Source organism: Thalassoroseus sp. (assembly GCF_984380535.1).
Genome location: NZ_CFHRBF010000001.1, coordinates 432,561 through 453,251 on the forward strand (window position 1 = coordinate 432,561; position 20,691 = coordinate 453,251).

At 54.2% G+C, this 20,691-nt stretch carries 15 protein-coding genes and 1 tRNA gene; 9 read left to right on the forward strand and 7 right to left on the reverse strand.

The genetic code is table 11. The annotated features are described in order from the left end of the window. The first annotated feature begins 9 nt into the window (after positions 1-9). Together AC5DDB_RS01620 and AC5DDB_RS01625 are read left to right on the forward strand one after the other, a co-directional pair. Entirely contained in the window at positions 10-3,123 is a 3,114-nt protein-coding gene (locus AC5DDB_RS01620; protein WP_491737919.1) for an efflux RND transporter permease subunit, read from the forward strand. A 140-nt stretch (positions 3,124-3,263) separates the two neighbouring features. Next, positions 3,264-3,337: transfer RNA gene (locus AC5DDB_RS01625), tRNA-Arg, on the forward strand. Positions 3,338-3,362: 25 nt separating this feature from the next. On the opposite strand, the gene AC5DDB_RS01630 is transcribed toward AC5DDB_RS01625, so the two are convergent. From AC5DDB_RS01630 to AC5DDB_RS01650, 5 genes are all read right to left on the reverse strand, one after another. After that, complete coding sequence (locus AC5DDB_RS01630) at positions 3,363-4,712, reverse strand: DUF1501 domain-containing protein (RefSeq protein WP_491738056.1); 1,350 nt, start codon at positions 4,710-4,712, stop codon at positions 3,363-3,365. Between the two features lie 70 nt (positions 4,713-4,782). Beyond that, positions 4,783-7,650, reverse strand: a complete 2,868-nt coding sequence (locus AC5DDB_RS01635; protein ID WP_491737920.1) for a PSD1 and planctomycete cytochrome C domain-containing protein — start codon at positions 7,648-7,650, stop codon at positions 4,783-4,785. 138 nt (positions 7,651-7,788) lie between these two features. Continuing rightward, positions 7,789-9,027 carry a (Fe-S)-binding protein gene (locus AC5DDB_RS01640; RefSeq protein ID WP_491737921.1) on the reverse strand — a complete coding sequence of 413 codons (1,239 nt, stop codon included), beginning with the start codon at positions 9,025-9,027 and terminating at the stop codon, positions 7,789-7,791. Next, positions 9,024-11,420, reverse strand: a complete 2,397-nt coding sequence (locus AC5DDB_RS01645) for an FAD-binding oxidoreductase (protein ID WP_491737922.1) — start codon at positions 11,418-11,420, stop codon at positions 9,024-9,026. The genes AC5DDB_RS01640 and AC5DDB_RS01645 overlap by 4 nt, the downstream gene beginning before the upstream one ends. A gap of 72 nt (positions 11,421-11,492) precedes the next feature. Then, positions 11,493-13,094, reverse strand: a complete 1,602-nt coding sequence (locus AC5DDB_RS01650) for an arylsulfatase (RefSeq protein ID WP_491738057.1) — start codon at positions 13,092-13,094, stop codon at positions 11,493-11,495. A 521-nt stretch (positions 13,095-13,615) separates the two neighbouring features. Between AC5DDB_RS01650 and AC5DDB_RS01655 the strand changes: the two genes are divergently transcribed. Together AC5DDB_RS01655 and AC5DDB_RS01660 are read left to right on the forward strand one after the other, a co-directional pair. Continuing rightward, on the forward strand, positions 13,616-14,482 hold the full coding sequence (locus tag AC5DDB_RS01655; protein ID WP_491737923.1) for an endonuclease/exonuclease/phosphatase family protein: 867 nt from the start codon (positions 13,616-13,618) through the stop codon (positions 14,480-14,482). A 111-nt stretch (positions 14,483-14,593) separates the two neighbouring features. Then, positions 14,594-14,836 (forward strand): hypothetical protein, encoded by a 243-nt coding sequence (locus AC5DDB_RS01660; protein WP_491737924.1) that lies wholly within the window; start codon positions 14,594-14,596, stop codon positions 14,834-14,836. Positions 14,837-14,843: 7 nt separating this feature from the next. On the opposite strand, the gene AC5DDB_RS01665 is transcribed toward AC5DDB_RS01660, so the two are convergent. Continuing rightward, positions 14,844-15,305: a GyrI-like domain-containing protein gene (locus AC5DDB_RS01665; RefSeq protein WP_491737925.1), complete on the reverse strand. Its 462-nt coding sequence runs from the start codon at positions 15,303-15,305 to the stop codon at positions 14,844-14,846. 945 nt (positions 15,306-16,250) lie between these two features. Here AC5DDB_RS01665 and AC5DDB_RS01670 point away from each other — a divergent pair. After that, entirely contained in the window at positions 16,251-16,619 is a 369-nt protein-coding gene (locus tag AC5DDB_RS01670; RefSeq protein WP_491737926.1) for a helix-turn-helix domain-containing protein, read from the forward strand. Between the two features lie 146 nt (positions 16,620-16,765). Here the strand turns inward: AC5DDB_RS01670 and AC5DDB_RS01675 are convergent, their stop codons facing one another. Next, positions 16,766-17,023, reverse strand: a complete 258-nt coding sequence (locus tag AC5DDB_RS01675; RefSeq protein WP_491737927.1) for a hypothetical protein — start codon at positions 17,021-17,023, stop codon at positions 16,766-16,768. Positions 17,024-17,364: 341 nt separating this feature from the next. Here AC5DDB_RS01675 and AC5DDB_RS01680 point away from each other — a divergent pair, with 341 nt between their 5' ends. From AC5DDB_RS01680 to AC5DDB_RS01695, 4 genes are all read left to right on the forward strand, one after another. Beyond that, positions 17,365-17,760 (forward strand): DUF6876 family protein, encoded by a 396-nt coding sequence (locus tag AC5DDB_RS01680; RefSeq protein WP_491737928.1) that lies wholly within the window; start codon positions 17,365-17,367, stop codon positions 17,758-17,760. Between the two features lie 216 nt (positions 17,761-17,976). Then, positions 17,977-18,102, forward strand: coding sequence for a helix-turn-helix domain-containing protein (locus tag AC5DDB_RS01685; protein WP_491737929.1), 126 nt, complete (start codon positions 17,977-17,979; stop codon positions 18,100-18,102). Positions 18,103-18,196: 94 nt separating this feature from the next. Continuing rightward, positions 18,197-19,279 (forward strand): hypothetical protein, encoded by a 1,083-nt coding sequence (locus tag AC5DDB_RS01690; protein ID WP_491737930.1) that lies wholly within the window; start codon positions 18,197-18,199, stop codon positions 19,277-19,279. A gap of 427 nt (positions 19,280-19,706) precedes the next feature. Further along, complete coding sequence (locus AC5DDB_RS01695) at positions 19,707-20,660, forward strand: patatin-like phospholipase family protein (protein ID WP_491737931.1); 954 nt, start codon at positions 19,707-19,709, stop codon at positions 20,658-20,660. Positions 20,661-20,691 lie beyond the last annotated feature (31 nt).

Consider the following 20,691-nt stretch of genomic DNA (forward strand, 5'->3'; position numbering starts at 1 on the left):
GGATAAACCATGTTTCTCACCCGCTTGGCTGTTCGCCGCCCGATTACAACTCTGATGGCCAGTTTGGTCGTAGCCGTTCTCGGTGCCCATGCGTTGTCGAAGTTGGCGATCGATCTAATGCCCGACGTGACGCTGCCGATCGTCAGCATCACAACCGTCTACGAAGGTGCTTCGCCCGAGGAAGTGGAAACAGTCCTCACCCGACCGCTCGAACAGGCGATTGGTGGTGTTCAAGGCGTGGAACGACTCACGAGCACCAGTCTGGAAGGCAGTAGCATTATTCGCTGTCAGTTCGCTTGGGGAACGAACCTAGACACTGTGATGGCCGACATGCGAGCCCGCATTGAACGGATTCGCGAAGACCTGCCTGACCAGATCGATTCCCCCTACATCGAACGGTTCGACGTGGCCGACTTTCCGTTCGTCTTCCTCGCACTCCAAAGCGACCTAGAACCCGTCAAACTCACTCAATACACCGAACGCGAAATCATTCCGCGTTTGGAACGCATCCAGGGTGTTGCCACGGTGCAGTTGCGTGGCGCGGTCCGCCGAGAGATTCAAGTCGCGCTCGATCGGGGCAAACTGGAATCACTGAATATCGGTATTTCGGAAATTGTCGATATCCTTCAGCAAGAGAATATCAATCGACCGGCCGGTTATTTCGAATCAGGTCATCTCAATTTGTTACTCCGTAGCGAAGGGCAGTTCGAAAGTCTTGATGAAATTGCTCAGACCGTCATTCGACAAGAGAACGGCGCATTAGTGCGGTTGCAGGATGTCGCCGAGATTGTTGACGGACACGAAGAAGTGACCGAGATCACCCGCATCAACGGCCAACCTGGGACGATGGTCTACATCAACAAACAATCCGGGGCGAACATGGTCGCCGTGAGTAATCGCGTGCGGAAGACAGTCGAAGAACTGAATCGCCGGCTCACGAACGGGCAACTCACCATCCGTATCGACAACGCGGATTTCATCCGTGATGTCATGTCGAACCTGCGGACGTCCAGTCTCTACGGGATGGCCCTTGCGATTTTCGTCCTCGTGATTTTCCTCCAAAGTTTTCGCAGTACACTCGTGATCGCCGTCACGATGCCGCTGTCGATTTTGGCGACCTTCATCCTCATTTTCTTCCAAGGGTTCACGCTAAACATCGTGTCGTTCGGCGGATTGGCGCTTGGGATTGGTCTGCTGGTCGACAATTCGATCGTGGTCCTCGAAAGTATTTTCTGTAAACGCGAGGAAGGACTGTCCCCTCAAGATGCCGCCATCGAAGGTACTCGGGAAGTCGCCTCTGCGATCGTAGCCAGCACGCTCACGACAACAATCGTGTTTCTACCGTTGATGTTCCTCGTCGGGATGACCGGGATCATGCTGAACCAGCTGGCCTGGGTCGTTTCGTTTTCTCTGCTGTGCTCGTTGATTGCCAGTCTCACGCTGACCCCCATGCTCAGCGCGTATTGGCTTGGCGATCTCAACGCGACGACATCTGACGCATCGCAATCCTGGTGGGGTCGACAAGTGGCACGTCTCCATCGTTTCAGCCGCAACGGTTTTACGCTGATGGAGCAAATCTACGGCCGCGGTCTGCGACTCTGTCTCCGTGCTCCGGGTATCGTCGGTTTCGTATTGCTCTCGACATTCACGATGACGGTCGGACTGTATCCGCTCATCGGAACAGAGCTCATGCCAAAGACGGACGAAGGCAGCCTCCGAATCGACACCAAGATGGCAGCCGGGATTCAACTGGAAGAACTCGCCGAAAAAGCGACCCGGTTAGACAACATCGTCAAGGATTCACTCCCCGAAGCAGATACCTGGTTGGCATTTATCGGCGACAGCAGTAGCGAAGCCGACGACTGGAATGAGGCCCGCCTCCGGGTGCAGTTGAAACCGAACAACGAACGAACACGCTCTGCCGAACAGATTAGTCGAGACGTTGCCAAGATCATCGGAGCAGTTCCGGGGATGGAAGTTCGAGTGCGGGCATCGACGGAAATGCGTGTCTTTCGCATGATTTCCCATCGAAGCGGGGTGTCGGGAGATGTCGAAGTCGAAGTGCGAGGTTACGACCAAGAAACAGCGGAAGAGCTCGCGCTCGCCGTCGCCGAGGTCATGAAAGAAGTGCCAGGAGTGGCGAATGTTGATGTGGGAATGGACCAGCGTCGCCCGGAACTGGTGGCGACCGTCGACCGCTCCAAAGCGAGTACGTTGGGCGTCAACGTGTCCAACGTCACACAGGCTCTCGAAACCACGATTCGCGGAACCGAAGCCACCGTCTATCGTGAGGCAGGGGATGAATTCAACATTCGGGTCTGGTTGCAGGAACCGGACCGACAGCAATTGAGCGATGTCGAATATGTCGGTGTTCCGACCGGAATCGGTCAAGTGGTGGCCCTCAAGAACCTTGTGCATTTTCACTCGAAAGATATCCCGGTGTCGATCGGTCGTCGGGATCGTCAACGATTCATCGGCATCACCGCCGACATCGTTGATCGCGATCTTGGCAGCACGATTCGCGATCTTCAGACCCGGCTCGACGGACTCCCAATCCCCGAAGGTTTCTCGCTCAACATCGCTGGAGACTGGGAGCAACAACAAGAGAGCTTCCAAGCGTTAAACGTCGGTTTCCTCTTGGCCATCGGACTAATGTATATGGTGATGGCTTCTCAATTTGAGTCGCTACTGCACCCACTGCTAATTCTTGTGTCCATTCCCTTGGGAGCAATCGGCGTCATTCTGATGTTGGTTTTGACCGATACGACTTTGAACATTCAGTCGTTCATTGGCGTGGTCATGCTCGCAGGAATTGTCGTGAACAATGCGATCGTTCTCATCGACTATGCGAACCAACTCGCGGAAAGTCATCCCGAACTCGATCTCACCGAACGTGTGCTACAAGCCTCGAGACGCCGTTTTCGCCCGATTTTGATGACAACACTCACCACCATCTTGGCAATGACGCCGTTGGCAATGGGGTACGGAGAAGGCAGCGAACTGCAAGTTCCGATGTCTCGCGTGGTGATCGGAGGCCTTATTTCCGGCACGCTGATCACTTTGATCGCCATCCCGCTTCTGTATCACGCTGTCGAACGCCGCCGGATGCCAAGGGCCAACTAAGACACCAAACTGCACACACGTACCCACAATCGTGGATTCAGAGAAAAATAGTCGTCTCCTAGGCGAGTTCGGCTCGCGTAGCCTTTTCTGAAACGATCAAATCGTCTAGAATCTCTGCACACAGTATGAATGTGCGAGATGCCTCGGTAGCTCAATTGGATAGAGCACTGGTCTTCGGAACCAGGGGTTAGGGGTTCGAATCCCTTCCGGGGTACTTTTTATGCGCGGCTCATCAATCATCACGCGATCAGCGGTTCGATGACTTTCCCGCCAAATTGGCTGAGTTGTTTGAACCGGCCGGCGTGATAGAACGTGAGTTTGTTGTCATCTAAGCCGAGTAAACGCAATAGGGTGACATGCAAGTCGCGGACATGGTGGACTTCTTCCACCGCGTTCATGCCAAGTTCGTCGGTGGCTCCGATCGTATGACCGGCATTGCAACCGCCACCGGCTAACCAGATTGTCATTGCACTCGGATTGTGATCCCGCCCGTAAGCGGTCCCGCCTCGCACTCCGTTGTCTGGCGTTCGGCCAAATTCGCCGCACCATACGATGAGTGTGCTTTCGAGCAACCCGCGTTCTTTCAGGTCGGCAATCAACGCTGCAATCGGTTGGTCTACGCTCCGCACAAGATTTCCGTGGGCCCGTGCGATGTAATCATGACTGTCCCATGAACCGTGATAAAGTTGCACAAACCGCACGCCTTTCTCGACGAGTTTCCGAGCTAACAAACACTTTCGCCCGAATGCACTAGTCGCATCGTCATCAAGCCCGTAACGCCGGTGCGTCTTCGCATCCTCCTGGGAGATATCCAGCACCTCCGGCACTTGCATTTGCATGCGGAAGGCCAATTCGTAGTTCGTCATACGGGCTGTCAGTTCGTCGTGCCAGGGATGGTCCGCGAAATGCCGTTGATTCAGCCGATTAAGTAAATCCAGATTTGCTCGCTGATGGTCTGCAGAGACGCCTTGTGGTGGTTTCAAGTCGAGGATCGGCGATCCCTTTGGTCTGAGCGGTGTTCCTTGAAAGTGAGCGGGTAGATAACCGTTACTCCAATTCGCGGCGCCACCCTGTGGGTAACTTACCTCGGGCAACACGATGAACCCGGGCAAGTCTTGATTCATCGAACCTAAACCGTAAGTGACCCATGAACCGATTCCCGGATCGCCACCAAACCGGTTCCCGCAATTCATCTGGTACATTGCGGTCGGGTGGTTCACGCTATCAACCTGGCAGCCCCGGAAAAAACAGAGTTCATCCGCAACGCCGGCAAGGTGACTCCAGTTCGCGGCCATATCCGCACCACTTTGTCCAACTTTGATGAACTCGAACGGGCTTTGCACGAAGTACCGTGTGCCGCTTTCCATCGCGGACTTTTCTTCCCCCGACCGCACAAACTTTTGCAAGTGACGCTTGGCCAGTTCGGGCTTGGGGTCGAAGGTATCGATGTGCGACGGCCCACCTTCCATCATCAGAAAGATGCAGTTCTTGGCCTTCGCGGGTAAATGCCCGGCTCGCGGTTGCAGCGGAGAGGCGTGCGTTGCATCTCCCGCAGATGCAGCCAAGTCATCCGCCAACAACGCCGTCATCGCAACGCTCCCCAGACCAGCCCCTAAACCGTAGAGGAACTGACGCCGCGAGTGCACGGAGGTCGTGGAATCAATAGACATAACAAAACTCGTTGGCGTTGAAGAGGACCAAACACACATCGGCGAGAGCCCGCGTCCGCACATCGCAGTCCTCCGGTTGGAGGTCGGGCACGAACTCGGCATTCGCGTGTAGTGTTTCTCGGAACGAGAACTTTTCGCCGGTGTTTTCTTCGACCGCGTCCCGCTGCACTTCCAACGGTTGGCCTGCAAATTGAATCGAAATTTCGCGATGGCGTTTGATCATGCTTTTCCAATGATCGAGGCAGAACTTCAATTCGTCGGACGAAGCCGATCGGCCCAGCGTGAGTTGAAAACACCGATTAACCGTTTGTTCGTCGGTGGCTAGTTGTTCTTCCACCACACGGTTCGCGAGCGCCAAGGAGCGAGCGTAACTCGCTTGGCTGTTGAACAGAGCGAACACCTGCGGGGTCACGGTGCTCACATCCCGGCGTTCGCAAGAAAAGTCGGCGGACGGTTTGTTGAACACATCCATCGCAGGGTCGACAAGACCGCGAAGTTTCAAAGCATAAAGAGAACGCCGATGACGCTGCTCCGGCAACGAATTCGGCACCCAAGCCGACGCAAATGTGCCCATCACCTGCCGGGGTTGTAAGGCTGCTTCAAGATTGATCTCCGGACGATTGGGAATACCACCGATTGTCTGATTGAGTTCCCCCGTCGCCGCCAGCATCGCATCGCGGATTTCCTCAGCAGTCAGTCGCCGCGGCAGAAAGACCGCATAACTGTGGCCTTGCGGATCATGGGCAGCCAACTGCGAACGATCGGGATGCTCGCTACTGCGTCGGTAGGCGTCACTCAGCATGATCGCACGATGCAGGCGTTTTAACGACCAACCCTCTTCCACAAATGTCGCCGCCAGCCAATCCAACAATTCTGGATGAGTCGGGCGTTTCCCGGTGCTGCCGAAATTGTTGGGATTCCCCGCGATCGGCTGTCCGAAATGCCAGCCCCAAATACGATTCACAATCGCACGGGTCGTCAGCGGATTCGCCGGATTTGCCACCCAGTTCGCAAACGTCTTTCGTCGCTCGGAAATGTCAGCCGGAATTACAGCGGAGTTCTGCGAGTCCAATACACTAAGCACACTTGGCTTAACCGGTTCGCCAGATGCGAAGGGATCACCGCCGGTGAGAATTGTTGTCCGTTCGAGTTCGCCGTGTTTCAGCGGTTCTTTCGGCATCCGCAGGGGGGCATAGACACCGTTCAGGTCCGGAGTGCGGCCGGAATAAACCGACAACGCAAACGGCTTGTATCGGTCAAACTCCCAACTTAGCCGTTGCAGCCCTTTGCGAGCCACACGCTCCAGCCCGAACTGTTCCGGCGTGAAACCGACCAATTTCGGTGGATAATCGTCTTCCGCAAGTTTCAGCTTCCGCATCTCATTGCGGGCACGGCCAAACACACCGTTCGGGTTCTGCTGGCTCAATTTTTTGACCACAGCATTCCATTGCGTTGGGTCCTTGTCGTTTTCACGGAACCACGTTTGAGAGTTCGCCAGCATCACGCGGTCGAGTTCTGCGAGCGTTTGCTGATACTCCTTTTTCCGTTGTTCGAGAAGTTTATTCTCTGCAAACCCAGCCTGATTTTCGGATTCCAAAAACCGGGCCGACCTCTCGGCTAACTGGGTCGTCGCAAAGACGGCTTGAATCCCGTAATAATCGCGAGTGGGAACGGGGTCGAACTTGTGATCGTGACAGCGAGCACACTGCAACGAGTGAGCCAGGAACGTCTCGCCGACGCTGTTAGTGACGTCATCCAAAAACCGTTGCCGAGCCACTTTTGCGACTTCCATGCCGGTCAGTTCCCACGGTCCCATCCGGAGGAAACCGGCAGCAACGATTAGTTCCGGATTCGTAGGATCGATCTCGTCGCCCGCAATTTGCTCGCGGGTGAATTGGTCAAAGGGTTTGTCTTCGTTGAATGCTCGCACGACATAATCACGATACCGCCAGGCGTTACCGCGTTCGTAATCATTGGCGAAGCCGGACGAATCCGCATAGCGGACCACGTCAAGCCAATGTTGAGCCATTCGCTCGCCGTAATGCGGACTCTCCAATAGCCGATCGACGAGTTGCTCCATCGCGTGGTCCGCGTCTTCCGCATATTGCGTTTCGAACTCCGTGATTTCCGCCGGCGATGGAGGCAACCCGATAAGATCAAAAGTCGCTCGGCGAATCAGGACGCCCGCGGAAGCAGGACCTGCGAGTTCCAAGCCGTTTGGCAATCGACGTGCGATTAATTCGTCAATCGCGTGTGGCCCATGATGTTGAGTCGCTGGTTTCTCGACCGGTTGATAGGCCCACAAAGACGCCGGATCATACTTGCGATTCGTCCATTCTGCGGAGAGTCCACCGGACGTTGGCACCGGCACACCGTCTTCGACCGACCACTCTTCCGCATAGGCCTTTTCGATTTCCGCCTGACGGTCCTTCGTCGGCCAAATCGCACCGGTATGAATCCACTCCCGAACCCAATCGGTTTCGGCTTTTGTTAACTGTTCGGCCTCTTTCGGCGGCATGGCGGACCACTCGTCACTGTCACGCATTACCGCCAAATACAACGAGCTTTTCGCGGGTTGACCTGGAATGACAGCCGGTTCGCCGCTGTCGCCACCGGCCTTCAATCCATCGAGAGAAGACACATCCAGCGACCCTTCGATGTTCTCCGCATCTCCTCCATGACAGCCCAAACATTTCTCACGCAACAGCGGGGCAATCCGCCGCACAAACAGTTGCTCGCTGGTCGCGTTCGCATCGTCCGCCAACGCCACCGAGCATTCAAACAGACCGACGAACAACGCGAGTGTCGCTAGTAACAACAGATACGGTTTCGAAGCACTTTGAGATGTGTGGTCCATAATGAATTCCAAACAGTGGACCCAGAATTAACGATTATCGCGAATGCGGCTGCAGCGATTTTACTATCGTGGTGACGAGAAATGTCGGTCTTTCTATCTTAGCGCTTTGCCAATAGAGAACAACTCCGCATTCAGAACCTACCTCGACGCGAAGGCGTTTGGGCCGGGATCGAGTAATTGGATGATGTGCCGAACGTCGAAGGGACGGTTGACCAATCCGGTTCGTCCGGCTGAGTGCCATTGCATCATGCACACATGGTTTGATGTCGCGAGAATCACGGGATTTCCCGGAGCACCGTTCAAGAACGCTGACTTTCCCGCGAGGATTTTCTGGGCATTTTCGGGATGCGTGATGTTGTACACACCACCGGAACCACAGCAGTCGCGGGCTTGTGGAGCAAGTTCCCAGCGATAGCCGGTTGCATCCAACACGGACTCTGCAATTCCCGGCTCGCGTTGACCATGCACCAGGTGACAAGGCAAATCGACGTACACTTGTGTCTCCTCATCAGGCCGATCACGTCGCTTCAATGGTTGCGTTGCCAAAAACGTGAGGACATCCATCACAGGGATTTGGTCAGACAAGGCTTTTCGTAACGCCAAACCACACCCGGAAGAGTTCGCCAAGACCGCCTCGATGCCACCAGAGGCGAATGCTCGTTTGTTGCGTTTCTGGTTTTGCCCATCAATCGGCAAACCGAGATGTTCTGCGAACGCGCCGCAACAGGTTTGCTCGGTCGGTACGACAACTTGAATGTTGTTCTCGATCAACACTCGCACCGTGGCCAAGTTAATTTCGCGAAAGACGGCTTCCATCAGACATCCGGTCAACAATGCAACCTTCTGTCCGGTTGGCTGGTGGATCTGCATGAGCCGTTGGGCATAGCGAGCCGTCGATTCAACGACCGTCGGCTGACCGGGGAACGCGAAACGATGACGCAGCCATCCCCGTCTGCGAAGCCAGCGAACGGGCATACTTGCCCATTGCAAGAGTCGCGGATGTTTGACGAGTCGGGCGGCCCATTTGAGTCGTCGGGGTATGGGAGTTCGCCCCTCCGCCACATGATTCTTGCGGATCATTTCTAACGAATGCCCGTACGGAACATTCGCCGGGCAAGCGGGTTCGCAGGCAAGACAACCGACACACTCGGCTGTATAAGTCGCAGTCCACGGATCGGGTTGCAGTCGGCCGTCGGCTTCCTCACGCCACAGCCGCAGTCGTCCACGTGGTGAGTTGTTCTCGTCGCCGCTTAGTTGGTAGGTCGGGCAGACTTCCAAGCACAATCCACAGTGCACGCAGTGACTGAGCAGGTCGACATCGATCGGCATTTTCGTCGCAGCGTCTTTCGACATTTTGCTGGTTGAGGGTTCCTTCACCGGGAAAACTCCCGCTCAAGAACCGTCAACCAAATTCTTTCTGCCGGAGTCGGTGGCGACGGCGGACGATGCCGCGAATAGCAATCGCCGCCAACTTCATGCACCGGAGATGAAACCAATTCGAAAATCTCGTCAATGAGTTCCGACAACCTGTCCGATGGCGTCTCGCCAAGATTGCCATGTATGACGCCGTTGGTACATAACACGGAACAGCTTACTGGTTCGAACCGCTGCGTGAGTTCCTCAGCGAGAACCCAGGCATGTTGCGGTGTGGTCTTGATGACAAAATCGGGACACGCATCATTCACATGCCGCATGTCGTGGGTCTCAAGTTGCAAAGAATGTTCGTTCGCTGTCGATTGCAGTGCAGACTCGTAGATTGGCCAATCGCGGTCCGAGCAGTTGATTCCCAACCGCAGAAAGTAGGTTTGGCTGAAACCGGCCAGAACGTAGTCGATGGAGTCGAACCAATGGCTCCAGCAATTCTGTCGGAACCGGTTTGCGGCTGCTTTGAGCGCAGCTGACTCACCGGTGAGGACCGCGAACAATCGGCGTTCACAATCGGGTCGTAGTCGCAGTACGTAGTCGATCGGTTCGCCCCAAGGACACGGCGTCGTTCGCTCGCCCCAAACATGCCAGGCGTTTAATAGAAACCGCAGGAGATCATAACCGGTCGTGGATTTGACGACCCGCTCGCCTACCCGAACAATTCGTCCGTTGGGCAGCTTCCAGTTCATACCCACGATGTTATCGACATACGGCCCAAACCGAGACGACGCCGAAGCGAACCCGGCACTAGCGGTTTGCGTTTTCAAGCCAGTGATCTGTTCGTCTAACACCAGCGGGAATCGCAGGCCATGTGGATCCGCGATTTTCTGGACATCCGCAATCGTCGCATCGGCAGAAACGCAGAGGATGCCGTCGACGGGGTCGAGAAACGGTGAAAAACACCGGGCATCTCGGTTTGGGATTTCTCCGAAATCGTCCGCTGTCTCCGTGCTCACACCAAATCGGCGATTCGCGAAAACTTTCGACGGGTTTAACTGAAATCGAGAATCGAACGCCGTGGACACCGCGAGTTGCAAACGCATCATGTCCGCTCCGAACACCAACGGCATATAGGCTGTCTTATCGTTGCCAATACCATGTTCACCGGAGAGCGTACCATCGAGTTCCACCACGCGATGCATGAGCCGTTTGCTGATCTTCTCGACTTTCTCAAGTTCGCCCGGAACGGCCGAGTTGAACATGAAGTTTGGATGCAAGTTGCCATCACCCGCATGAAACACATTCACTACGGCGATGTCAGCCGCGTCGGCTTCGTCGTAAACAAGCTCCAAGACTTCCGCAAGACAGCGTTTCGGGATGACGGCGTCTTGAACCAAGAAGTCGGCACTAATTTGCCCCATGAGACCGCCCGCGACTTTCCGAGCCTTCCATAGTCGCTCGCGTTCGATAGCGTCGTCGCTAAACGAAACATCATCAGCCCCGGAATCCTTGAGAATCTGCGCGATCGACTCCACCCGCGAATTGACGAGAGCTTCCGGTCCATCAATTTCGGTGAGAATCACGAAAGCGTCTTTGGGCAACCCGACTGCCATCGGGCTGTTCTCAACCATTGCGACGCATCGCGGGTCCATGAGTTCAATCGCCACCGGGCAGGATTCGTCGGCAGCCAACCGTTGAATGGCACGTTCGGCGGTTTGCAGGGTGTGGAACGTGGCCCGAAACGTCCAAACTTTCTCCGGTCGTGGCAGCAATCGCAACCAAAACCGCGTGAAGACCGCAAGAGTGCCTTCCGAACCGACCATCAGCCGTTTCCAGTCTTCACGCCATCCGCCACGCCCGCCAGCCGGCCCACCGAATCGGTGAACCGAACCGTCGCCAAGAATTGCTTCCATCCCCAACACATATTGGCTGGTCACACCGTAACGGAAACAATGGGCGCCGCCGGCATTCATCGCAACGTTGCCCCCCAACGTGCAAACGGGACCGCTCGACGGATCCGGTGGGTAGAAAAGCCCCTTCGGAATTAGTGTTCGATCCAGTTGATTGAGCGTCACGCCACAATCAACTTCGCACCACTGGTCCTCCACATTGACCTGGCGAACATCCCGAAACGCTGACAAATGGACAACCACGCCTCCCTGAACCGCGACAGGACCACCCGACAACGACGTTCCCGCACCGCGAAAACAAATCGGGACGTTAAGTTCGTCCGCGTGTTGGAGCAGCGATGCCAGTTCGTCGGTGTCAGCGGGAATGACGACCGCATCCGGGCGGTAGGTGCGATACCCCAAACCGTCGGCATCGTAACCCGCGAGTTGTGCAGGGGACGTGAGAATTCTTCCACGAACAATGTACTGTTCGAGTTGCTTCTCAAGCATTGTCATGTCGTGGCAATTCGGGCGAATCGTAGTTGTACGATCTTTTGCAAAAGATGAGACTCCCAGTAAACGCAAACCTTATTTCGTGGCACGATTGGTTCGTGCTCGTTTTTGCGGTCCTCCAAGCTCTCGCGTCTTGGCGGCGAGTGCACTGATCTCTTGGAGTTGCTTCTGCCAATGTTCGCTCAATTCCTTGACTTTTTCCGGATGCTGACCTGCGAGGTTGTTCGTCTCTGCCCGATCTTTGGCAAGATTGTAGAGTTCCCACTTGTCATCTTTAGCGGCCACAAGTTTCCAATCGCCAACGCGGATAGCGCGATTTCCCTCGTGCAACCACCAAAGTGAATCACGGTCGATTGTGACGTCCTTCGCAAAAGCGGGGACGAGACTATGTCCGGGAGCCGAAGGAATTTTCTCACCTTCCCATTGCGTCGGCTTTTCGATGTCTAAGACGTCTAAAACCGTTGGCAAGATATCAATCACATGAGCCGGACTCCGCCGAAACTCACCGTGCGATTGAATCCCTGCGGGCCAATGTACGATCAACGGCGTACTGATTCCACCTTCATGCACCCAGGTCTTGTGACGGCGAAATGGCGTATTGCAAGCGCTGGAGAACCCCGGCCCTAGACACAAGTATGTTGCAGCACTTCCGGGAGCGGCATTCGGATCATGTCCTCCATGACGCACCATGATTTCCGCGCTCGCACCGTTGTCAGACGCGAAGAAAATCAGAGTGTTTTCCAGAGCGTCCATCTTGCGAAGTTGCTCGACGAGTCGCCCGATTTCGCGGTCCATGCGATCGACCATCGCTGCATGGATCGCCATTTTAACCGCCTGAAACTCGCGTTGAACCTCCGTGAGGTCATCCCAAGGCAATGGTCGATTGACTTCACCCGGGCCAAGTTTTTCGAGGGCATCGGGAAAGTGGTAAGGGGGGCCGACGTCAGGTTCTAACTTCGAGAGTGTTGTATCGAGCAGTCCCATCTTCTGTTGCCGGCGATGTCTCGCCTTACGCATGACATTCCAACCATCCATGTACTGATCTCGGTAATGATCGATATCTTCCGGCAACGCATGGAGTGGGAAATGTGGTGCAATAAAGGCCACATAGTGTAAGAAAGGCTGCGACGCATGATGCTCTGCGTGGTCCTCTAGACATTCCACAGCATGATCGACCGTCGCAATAGTCGCATAGTAGTCTGCGTTCTCCTGACCATCGATTGGCTTATCGTCGAGTTGGTTGCCTTCCGAACTGAAGAAGTTCCCTTGATTCCGCATATCGAGCGAACGATCGAACCCGCCTTCGAGTACCGGCCCGTCAATATGCCATTTGCCACTGTGATAGCACCTGTAGCCATACGGTTTTACGTAGTCTGGCAGCAACCGTGCCCACTGTTGACGTTGACCACGACCGCCACCGCCCAAATTGGGCAACGCATCTCGATGAACCTGTTGGGCATAGTAACCGGTCAGCAGGGCAGCGCGGGTGGGCCAACACCGGGCCGTATTGTAGAACTGAGTAAACCGGAGTCCGTTCGCCGCAAGCCCATCTAAATGCGGCGTCTGAATTTCGCCGCCATAGCATCCCAAGTCCGAGAATCCCATATCATCCGCCAGGATGAGCAACACATTCGGCCGACTCCCGTTATCAGCCGCGAATCCATGACTGAGCATCATGCTCGATGGGGTCAACGACAAAATTCCAACCAGAAACGCGATTCGCCAAAACTGATACCGCCTTGTCGTTCGCTGTGGAGCGTGTTCTTGTGAAGTGTGCATAGATGGAGCTTCAAATGAGACGCGATGCTGAATAGATTGAGTATCCAGAGATCAACGCGTCCAGTCAAACTCACCGACAAACCGGCCACCAAACGCTGGAACCAATCGCAGGCGCAGCGTTCGAACGTGGAGGCTCGGGGAATCGCGAACCCCCGCGGAAATCTTCTTTCATGGAAGGGTTCTGCAGAACGACCGAAACGTAAAATCCGACACCGGATTCTTCGGCAGGTTTGCCTCTCTTGGGGCCTGCCCGATGACTTTCAGTCTTCGGCCTTAAACTGGAAATACCAATACCTCGACATACAGCCTACGAAGTCCTCGCTCGGTTTTGGGTCTCGGCATTCTTCGGGCAGTGGACTCGCGAAATTATCCGTGCGACAATATTTCCAAGACGTACCACACAACAAGGATGCACTGCCATGACAATCTCACGACGTCAATTCTGCACCGCTCTCGGGGCTGCCGGGCTATCTGCCGTCACTCTTCCCGTCTTCGCTGACGACCAGAAACAGCAGCCACTTCGAGTGATCGCTTACAACGTCTACGCCTGCAAAGGCTGGCCAGAAAACCGTCCCCTCGCGAAAAAAGTCGTCGAGAAAGGCCAGATGGCAAGACGGTTGGCGATGGAACTCGCCTTGTATGAACCGGACATCGTCAACTTCTCGGAATCACCGAGCGAAGCAGTGGCGAAAGAAGTCGCCAAGTATCTGGGCATGAATCACGTTCGCTTCCCGAGTGGCGGTAACTGGCCGGGTACGTTGCTGAGCCGGTTCGAGATCACAGATTCGGAGAACGTGCCCCTGGGTTACGAGCGTCCTAGCGATTTATTTACTCGACACTGGGGTCGAGGCACGGTCCAACTGCCCAGCGGTGAGCCGTTAGTCGTTCACTCGACTCACCTGTATCCGGTTGCCGACCCGACCATCCGGCTCAAAGAGATCCGCGCGATGCTGGCTGCAATGAAGGACGATTTGAAGTCTGGTCGTTCGATGCTGTTGATTGGCGATCTGAACCACGGCCCGGATTCCGAAGAATACAAGCTTTGGATCGATGCTGGCTGGACTGATACCTTCGCCCAAGTGGGTAAAGGCACAGGGTTGACGATCAAGGCCGACGATCCCAAGTATCGAATTGATTACGTGATGGCGACCGGGCCAATTGCCAAGCAAATCAGAGAATCAAGACCGCTCTTCGAGGGAGCCTTCCGCTTGAATGTCGCAGATGACAGTTCGTTTGCCCTCAGCGATCATCTTCCCCAGTTGGCGGTCTTCGGAGAAAAGAAGTGAATTCTTGGGCGGAGCGAATAAGGACCTGCGGGCGTGGTGTCTTCTGATCCCCGAGATTGCTGAACCGTCGCATGTCACCGTCAGCATCAGATGGTTTCGGAACCGAGCGTAGTGCCCGCCGAAATCTTCGGCAATCTCACGCATTTGGGACCGTTTCTCTGTTCGCCAGTCGATGCGTTGGAATCACGAAATCATCTACAGCGTCGTGAAATTCTCAATCCGAACCTGTCTCATGAACCGTTTCGAGTCAGTGATGATGAAAGAATCCAAGAACCGGATGTGCCCGCTGCGCTGACTGAAATTGCAGGACGAGTTAAGTATTCGCCGCCGTTCAGAACGTACGGGCGGACATAGACGTCCTTCATGCCTCTTTGGACTTCAGGCCCAACAAAATCGTGGTCTTCGCCTTGGAATCATCGTCTCCTTCGCACGAGTGGCCGTAGACTTCCAGCGAGGGCATCGTGACCGTCTCGCCACGATCAGAAAGTTGGCCCTTCAAGGATTGCCACTTCTGAGGCAGTTCATGATATGGGCCGATGTGGACGTGTTTTGCGTAGCGTGCCAGTTCACAATCGCACGGTTCGAACTGCTGAGGAATCGTTGCCTGCTCAGCGTCTTTGACTTCTACTCCAACGAACATCCGGTCGTCCGCAAAGTAGACCCAGTGGTTGATGCCGGTCGTCTTGAGCTTCGCCTCACTCACAATTTTCCACATCTCGTCCATCAGCCGACATCCAACCTCACCATAGGCCTCGTTGTCGACGGACGACGACAGTCCATAAAGGTGAAATCGGGCTGGCTGGTCGATTATCTCGAAGTCCATGTGGGCAGTCCTCCAATGGCTAGTAATGACTTGCGTGGCACTTTGTTCTCAATACCGGAACGGGGGGCACCTTTCGTGACTCGGCAACTCTCTCCCTAGAAACGGCTGATGCGGTGGAATCGGCGTCTCGTTTCGGTTTCATCTCGACAGAGGTTGAAGCGATGCAGTTTTCCGTCTGTGCGAACTCCGATATCGGGGCGGAAGTCCCCCTTCGGGTCGTTGCGAAGAGTGCGTCGTCGTACGGGCATTGAGGTCTCCAACCTAGTGAACATGAGTAGTTCAAACTGGATTGACTAGGGGGTGCCTAGTGGTTGGTGTCGGAGCGGCTAACCGAACACTTTTTACCGCCAACTTAACACTCAACCTAACACAAAGGCGTATTCGCAAGTCCTTCCGGTACAACAGATTTGACGTAACCCCAATGAAAAAGGCACTTTGCGAATATCGCAAAGTGCCTTAAAAGTGGAGGATAGGGGACTTGAACCTCAAGACTTCACGAACGCAACCAATGAATGCTCGGAGAGTTGCGTCGACAATGCTCCTGACAGCGCTGCAAATGCGCTGCACTTAACTGGCTTTGATAGTCAATTGTTGTCTGCGTTCGACAGCGAACTACAGGTCGTAGTAGCAGCTTGGGAGCATCTCCCTCAAGCTATTCGGGACGCCATACTCGTGTTGGCACGAAACGGCGACTAAGAACACTTACCGTGCTGATCCGACATGGGCAGTCAATGCTGTCAGCCAATTTGCGGTTGCGCCGCTCCCAAAACGGAGGTAGTTTGGACGTGGCTCTAAACCAACCAAAGACGGTCTCCAAGCCCGTCAGCCTTGGACCTTCGTTCCTGCGTCGGGGGTCCGTGAATACAAGACCCTCCGGGGAAATCAGCGGGCACCGCTCTTTGGTGGTGTTTAGAGCCCCCGGCAACAACGCATACGGAGGACGGAATGCCCAGGAAGCGAAGACGAATTTATGACGCGGATCGAGTCTTTGCCGACCTCATCCGCGAATTTCGCGGGACCCGTCATCTAACCCAGCAAGAGGTCGCTCAGAGAATCGGTGTCTCGTACCAGCAATTCCAGAAGTACGAGTCGCTGAAAAATCGCATTACCGTCGGTCGAGCATTTCAGATTGCGGAGGCCTTGGACGTGCCGCTGACAACATTGATCGAGCTCGTGTCTCGTCCAGAAATCCCGCCAATAGATCATCACGTCGCCCTGCTGATGACCGCGTTTCACTCGATCCATGACCCATCCGCTCGTCTCGAAGTCTGTCGCATCGCTGAGTTTTTCGCGAAAAGATCACTCAACAGCTGAATGCCTCGCCTTCAAATGACACGATGAAGCAATGATCAAATGCAAATCGGTTGATCGATACGTTCGCCAATGCCAATCGAATGTCTTCACAAAACATGAAAACCGGCCGGGTGAGTTCCCCGACCGGAGAGTGAAGTTTGAACGAACTACTCATCTTCGCCCGAGGAATTTCCACGGGCGGACTGCTCATAGATGAAATCGTGGGCACGGTCGGCGAGTTTTTGGACGAGTGGGAGATCATCGCGACCAAAACTTTGGGTTTCCTGCCATTGATCATCTTTCTTGAACAGCTTAGCGAAGGTCACGTTGTAGCGGGGACCATTGGCGGTGTCATTGCACCAAATCACGGCCTTGATGCGGCCCATACGAAGTTCGGTGACGGGTTTGCGAGACTGTTTGGCCATCAGAGTGCTCCTTGAAAAGAGGGTTTTCGTTTTCTTCACCCAAGCTGAGGAAACGAAGAACCCGATGCGGAGCACGACTGTGAGCGGTAGGGAGAGAAGGCGGAAAGCGGGAATGCGCAGCCGCCGGGGTAAATGACAAACTCGTTTGGCATGCCTCGGCCCGCCCGCCAAATCGACCGAGAGCGAGTGTTTCTGGCCAAACAATTTCGCAATACCCTGATTGCAGATTGCTGCATACAGCTGTGTGATGGTCACGTTGACTCGCATCGTGAATCGCAGCAATGTGAACCTGGCTTACAAGATGCGAGGGGAGTCAATGACAACAGAAGAGGCTAGGTCTCGTGGATGAATTGAGTGAGAGCGATTTGCGACAGTTTACGGGTGGCGATGTGCGGTATCGGCATGCGTTCAATCGGGCGGCGATCTATACCGAAGGCGTACAGTTCTTGGCGGAGCGGGGAGGTGCATATTGGTTGATTGACGAGATTGCGATTCACCTGGGCTCGTCGGCTTTCCGAGAAGCAGCGAAACACGATGAGCGGATTTGTTTGATGCATTTCTGGAAGTTGGCGGTGAACGCCGATGGGTCGGCCGAGTTGACGGCGCGGGCGGACAGTCCCGATGAACCGTTCATTCGCGAACAGATTCCCTTTACCGATTTCCCGCTCGATGAAGTGGATGTCTGGGCGGCAAATGGTGCAGACAAGTGGGTCTTAATGCTGCCTTCGGAATACTGAAATTGAACTTCCGAAGTTTTCAAACGGCATGCAATCGGACCAGCATTGGCCGTGCGTTTCAGATCGCCGAGCCTCCGTTGCCCAATCCGCCGATGCGGCTCCCTTCAAGCCTTGCATTCTTAAAAGTGAAGGCGTTTTTCATGAGCGGTCGCTGGAGCGATTCCGACGGGTTTGGTAGGCTTTTGAACGGATGCTGCCCAACGGAAGGAAAGACCCATGCCACGTTTGAGCGACTATTTGACCGTCAAAGATGCCGAAGAGTACCTTGGCGTCTCACATAACACGAATCGCAACTGGGTCACGACTGGAAAGATTAAGGAAGGACGGCATTTGCTACATTAGTATCGGCTGTATTCAAGCGAAGACCTCGACTCACTATTGACTGCAGTCGATGGAAAAACTTCGGAGTCCGCATTTGAGAAAAGAGCCGAAGTAATTGAGCTTCGACCCAAAAACCGACGAATTCAGACTTTTGGGTACAGACGAAAGAAACAGAGCGGGCACACCTATGGACTTGTTGCGTATTCACGCTTACGAAGTTATTCCTCAGCGACTCACTCAATCGAAAGTAACTCCTGAAGGCGGTGCGTTCAACGCTCCAGCCGACTTCAAAGAGTCGTTGAAGGAATATATTGACAAAGCAAGATTGTTACATCAGCCGCCCGTCTCATTTTGTCCGCATTACGCAGACGGTGCAAATCAGGCCGACAATGACGTGCGTTCTCAGGTACTGAAATTTACTTTTAGCGCACCGTCAACAGCCAAATCGGCCGCACTGTACCTCGCAGGGCGCTTGAGTAAATCAATGGACGATCGCTCTGAGAGGTGTCTCTTGGTCTTAACCGCATATAAGAATAACAACGAACGGCGATTCGTTGGGTGGGCATTTCCCAAAGACGAACCTTACGGCTTCTCAGCGGCAGGCAGCCAAGCAAACATTCAGATTATTAAGAATGCGTTCAGTCGCTCTTCCCACTATCGCAAAGCAGTGCTTTTTCAAGGGAAGCGTCAAGACGATCACTATTGGAACGGATACGTAATCGACAAACAAGCGACTGTCGCGGAGTATTGGGTCAAGTCCTTTTTGGATTGCGAATATCTGATCAATAGTAAGACCGGTACCCAAATGCTGGCCCGCGTTCTTCGAGAGGCACACGAAGAACTTGAGGCTCGCGATGATAAGGATCAGATTTCGGCATCCGTTATATCTGTCCGTGGCTCGCAACGAAAGAAATGGTCGTTGCAGCGGTTCGCGAAGGAGTATTTGACTGGCAATGCCAAGTTAGCATTCCTCGATCATTCGCCACCATACGCCGTGACAACAGAGTTCAGCTTGGACAAGCCTGAACTGGAGTCGAAAGTCGGCCTGCGCGTTTTTCGGCTCGAAGATGACGTTATTGTTATGGCGCCGTTTGATTCGATCAACCGGTCTGTAAAGGTCACGGGAAAAAAGAAGCGGAAACTTCGATGCGAGGGAACCGTCGTTGAAGAGAAAGTGAGGACAAAACGTGTCCGGTAACGCTCGCTCTCAATCGGCAACTGGCGACTCAGTTCTGTACGAGTGCGCGGAAGCCCTAGAGGTTCGATTAACCGAAGCTTTGGGTCATGATATTCCACCGTCGCGGGTAGAGTTTCAAGTGGAGAATGGCGACATTGTTGGTGTCGCCCAAGTCGTCAAGTTCGATGACATTGGACCAGTTGAGACGCGCCTTATTTCGACCCTGTCAGTTATAGCAAACGAATGGTCTAGCACCCGATCAGGTGATACGCCTCGCCGCAAGCTTAAGTGTGTTATTCCGCCTGATGTAAAGCCTAGGTCTTGGGACACTCTCGCGAGTCCCCCTGGGACCTTCACACTTTGGCTCGAAGCGACACTGCCTACTGATGAAGTTGAGTCGGCGACTCTTCTTCCATTTCAGGTTGACGAAGGACCGCACACGCTAGTTATGAAAGGCGGCGGCATCAAAGGTTTGGCCTACGTTGGTGCCTTAGAAGAGTTGTATCGACACTACAAATTCGACCATTTCGTTGGTACGTCTGCTGGAGCGATCAGTGCGTTGTTGCTTGCAGCTGAGTATACGCCTGCTGAGCTGAAGACAATTTTCGAAACCAAGGACTTTCGCGACTTCTTCGACGCTCCGTGGTATATGAGGCCAGTAAACCTGCTCTTTTACCATGGACTCAATCATGCACATTCATTCACAGATTGGATCGATGACCTCTTGGCTAGGAAACTGGGCAGTCCAACCCGGGTGCGGATGTCCGATCTTCCTTACCGAGCAACTGTGTTTGGGAGTCGGCGGAATAAGTCAGCGCTACGGTTCGACTCTGAAACCGATGATGCTGATGCCGGACACGCAGCCAGATGCAGCATGTCGATTCCATTCATTTTCGTGCCGCAATCAGACCAGGGGTTCCGAACCTACGACGGCGGCTTGCAGCACAACTATCCGCTGGACGAGCTCCTTCGTGATGAACCTGATATTGCGTTTCTGAGTCTTTATCTCGGATCAGAAACTTACACGCCTACTCGGAATCGGTTCGAGGTTTGGGAATGGATCAGCATTTGGACTGAAGGTAGTGATGCCGAGTTGCTCAAACGCCATCGTGACAGCACCGTAATTATCGATACTGATCCGATTCAGACATTGGATTTTCAACTTACAGCCGAAGAGAAACAGTTCCTTTTGGCATGCGGGAAAGTAGGTGCGTTGTCGCACCTGGAAAACGGAAGCGAACGACATCAGGCTGCTGTCATCGAGCGAGATAACATACGGAAACAAGTCGACGTCATTCGTGCGGGTCGCAAACGGGAACGTAGGGTGAAACTCGTTCTGGTATTCGCAGCCTTGATCCTGTTTTGTCTAGCTGTCTGGTTCGTTGCCCGTTGGCTTTGGTGAATAAATAAGACTTGGAGATGTTACCAACCCT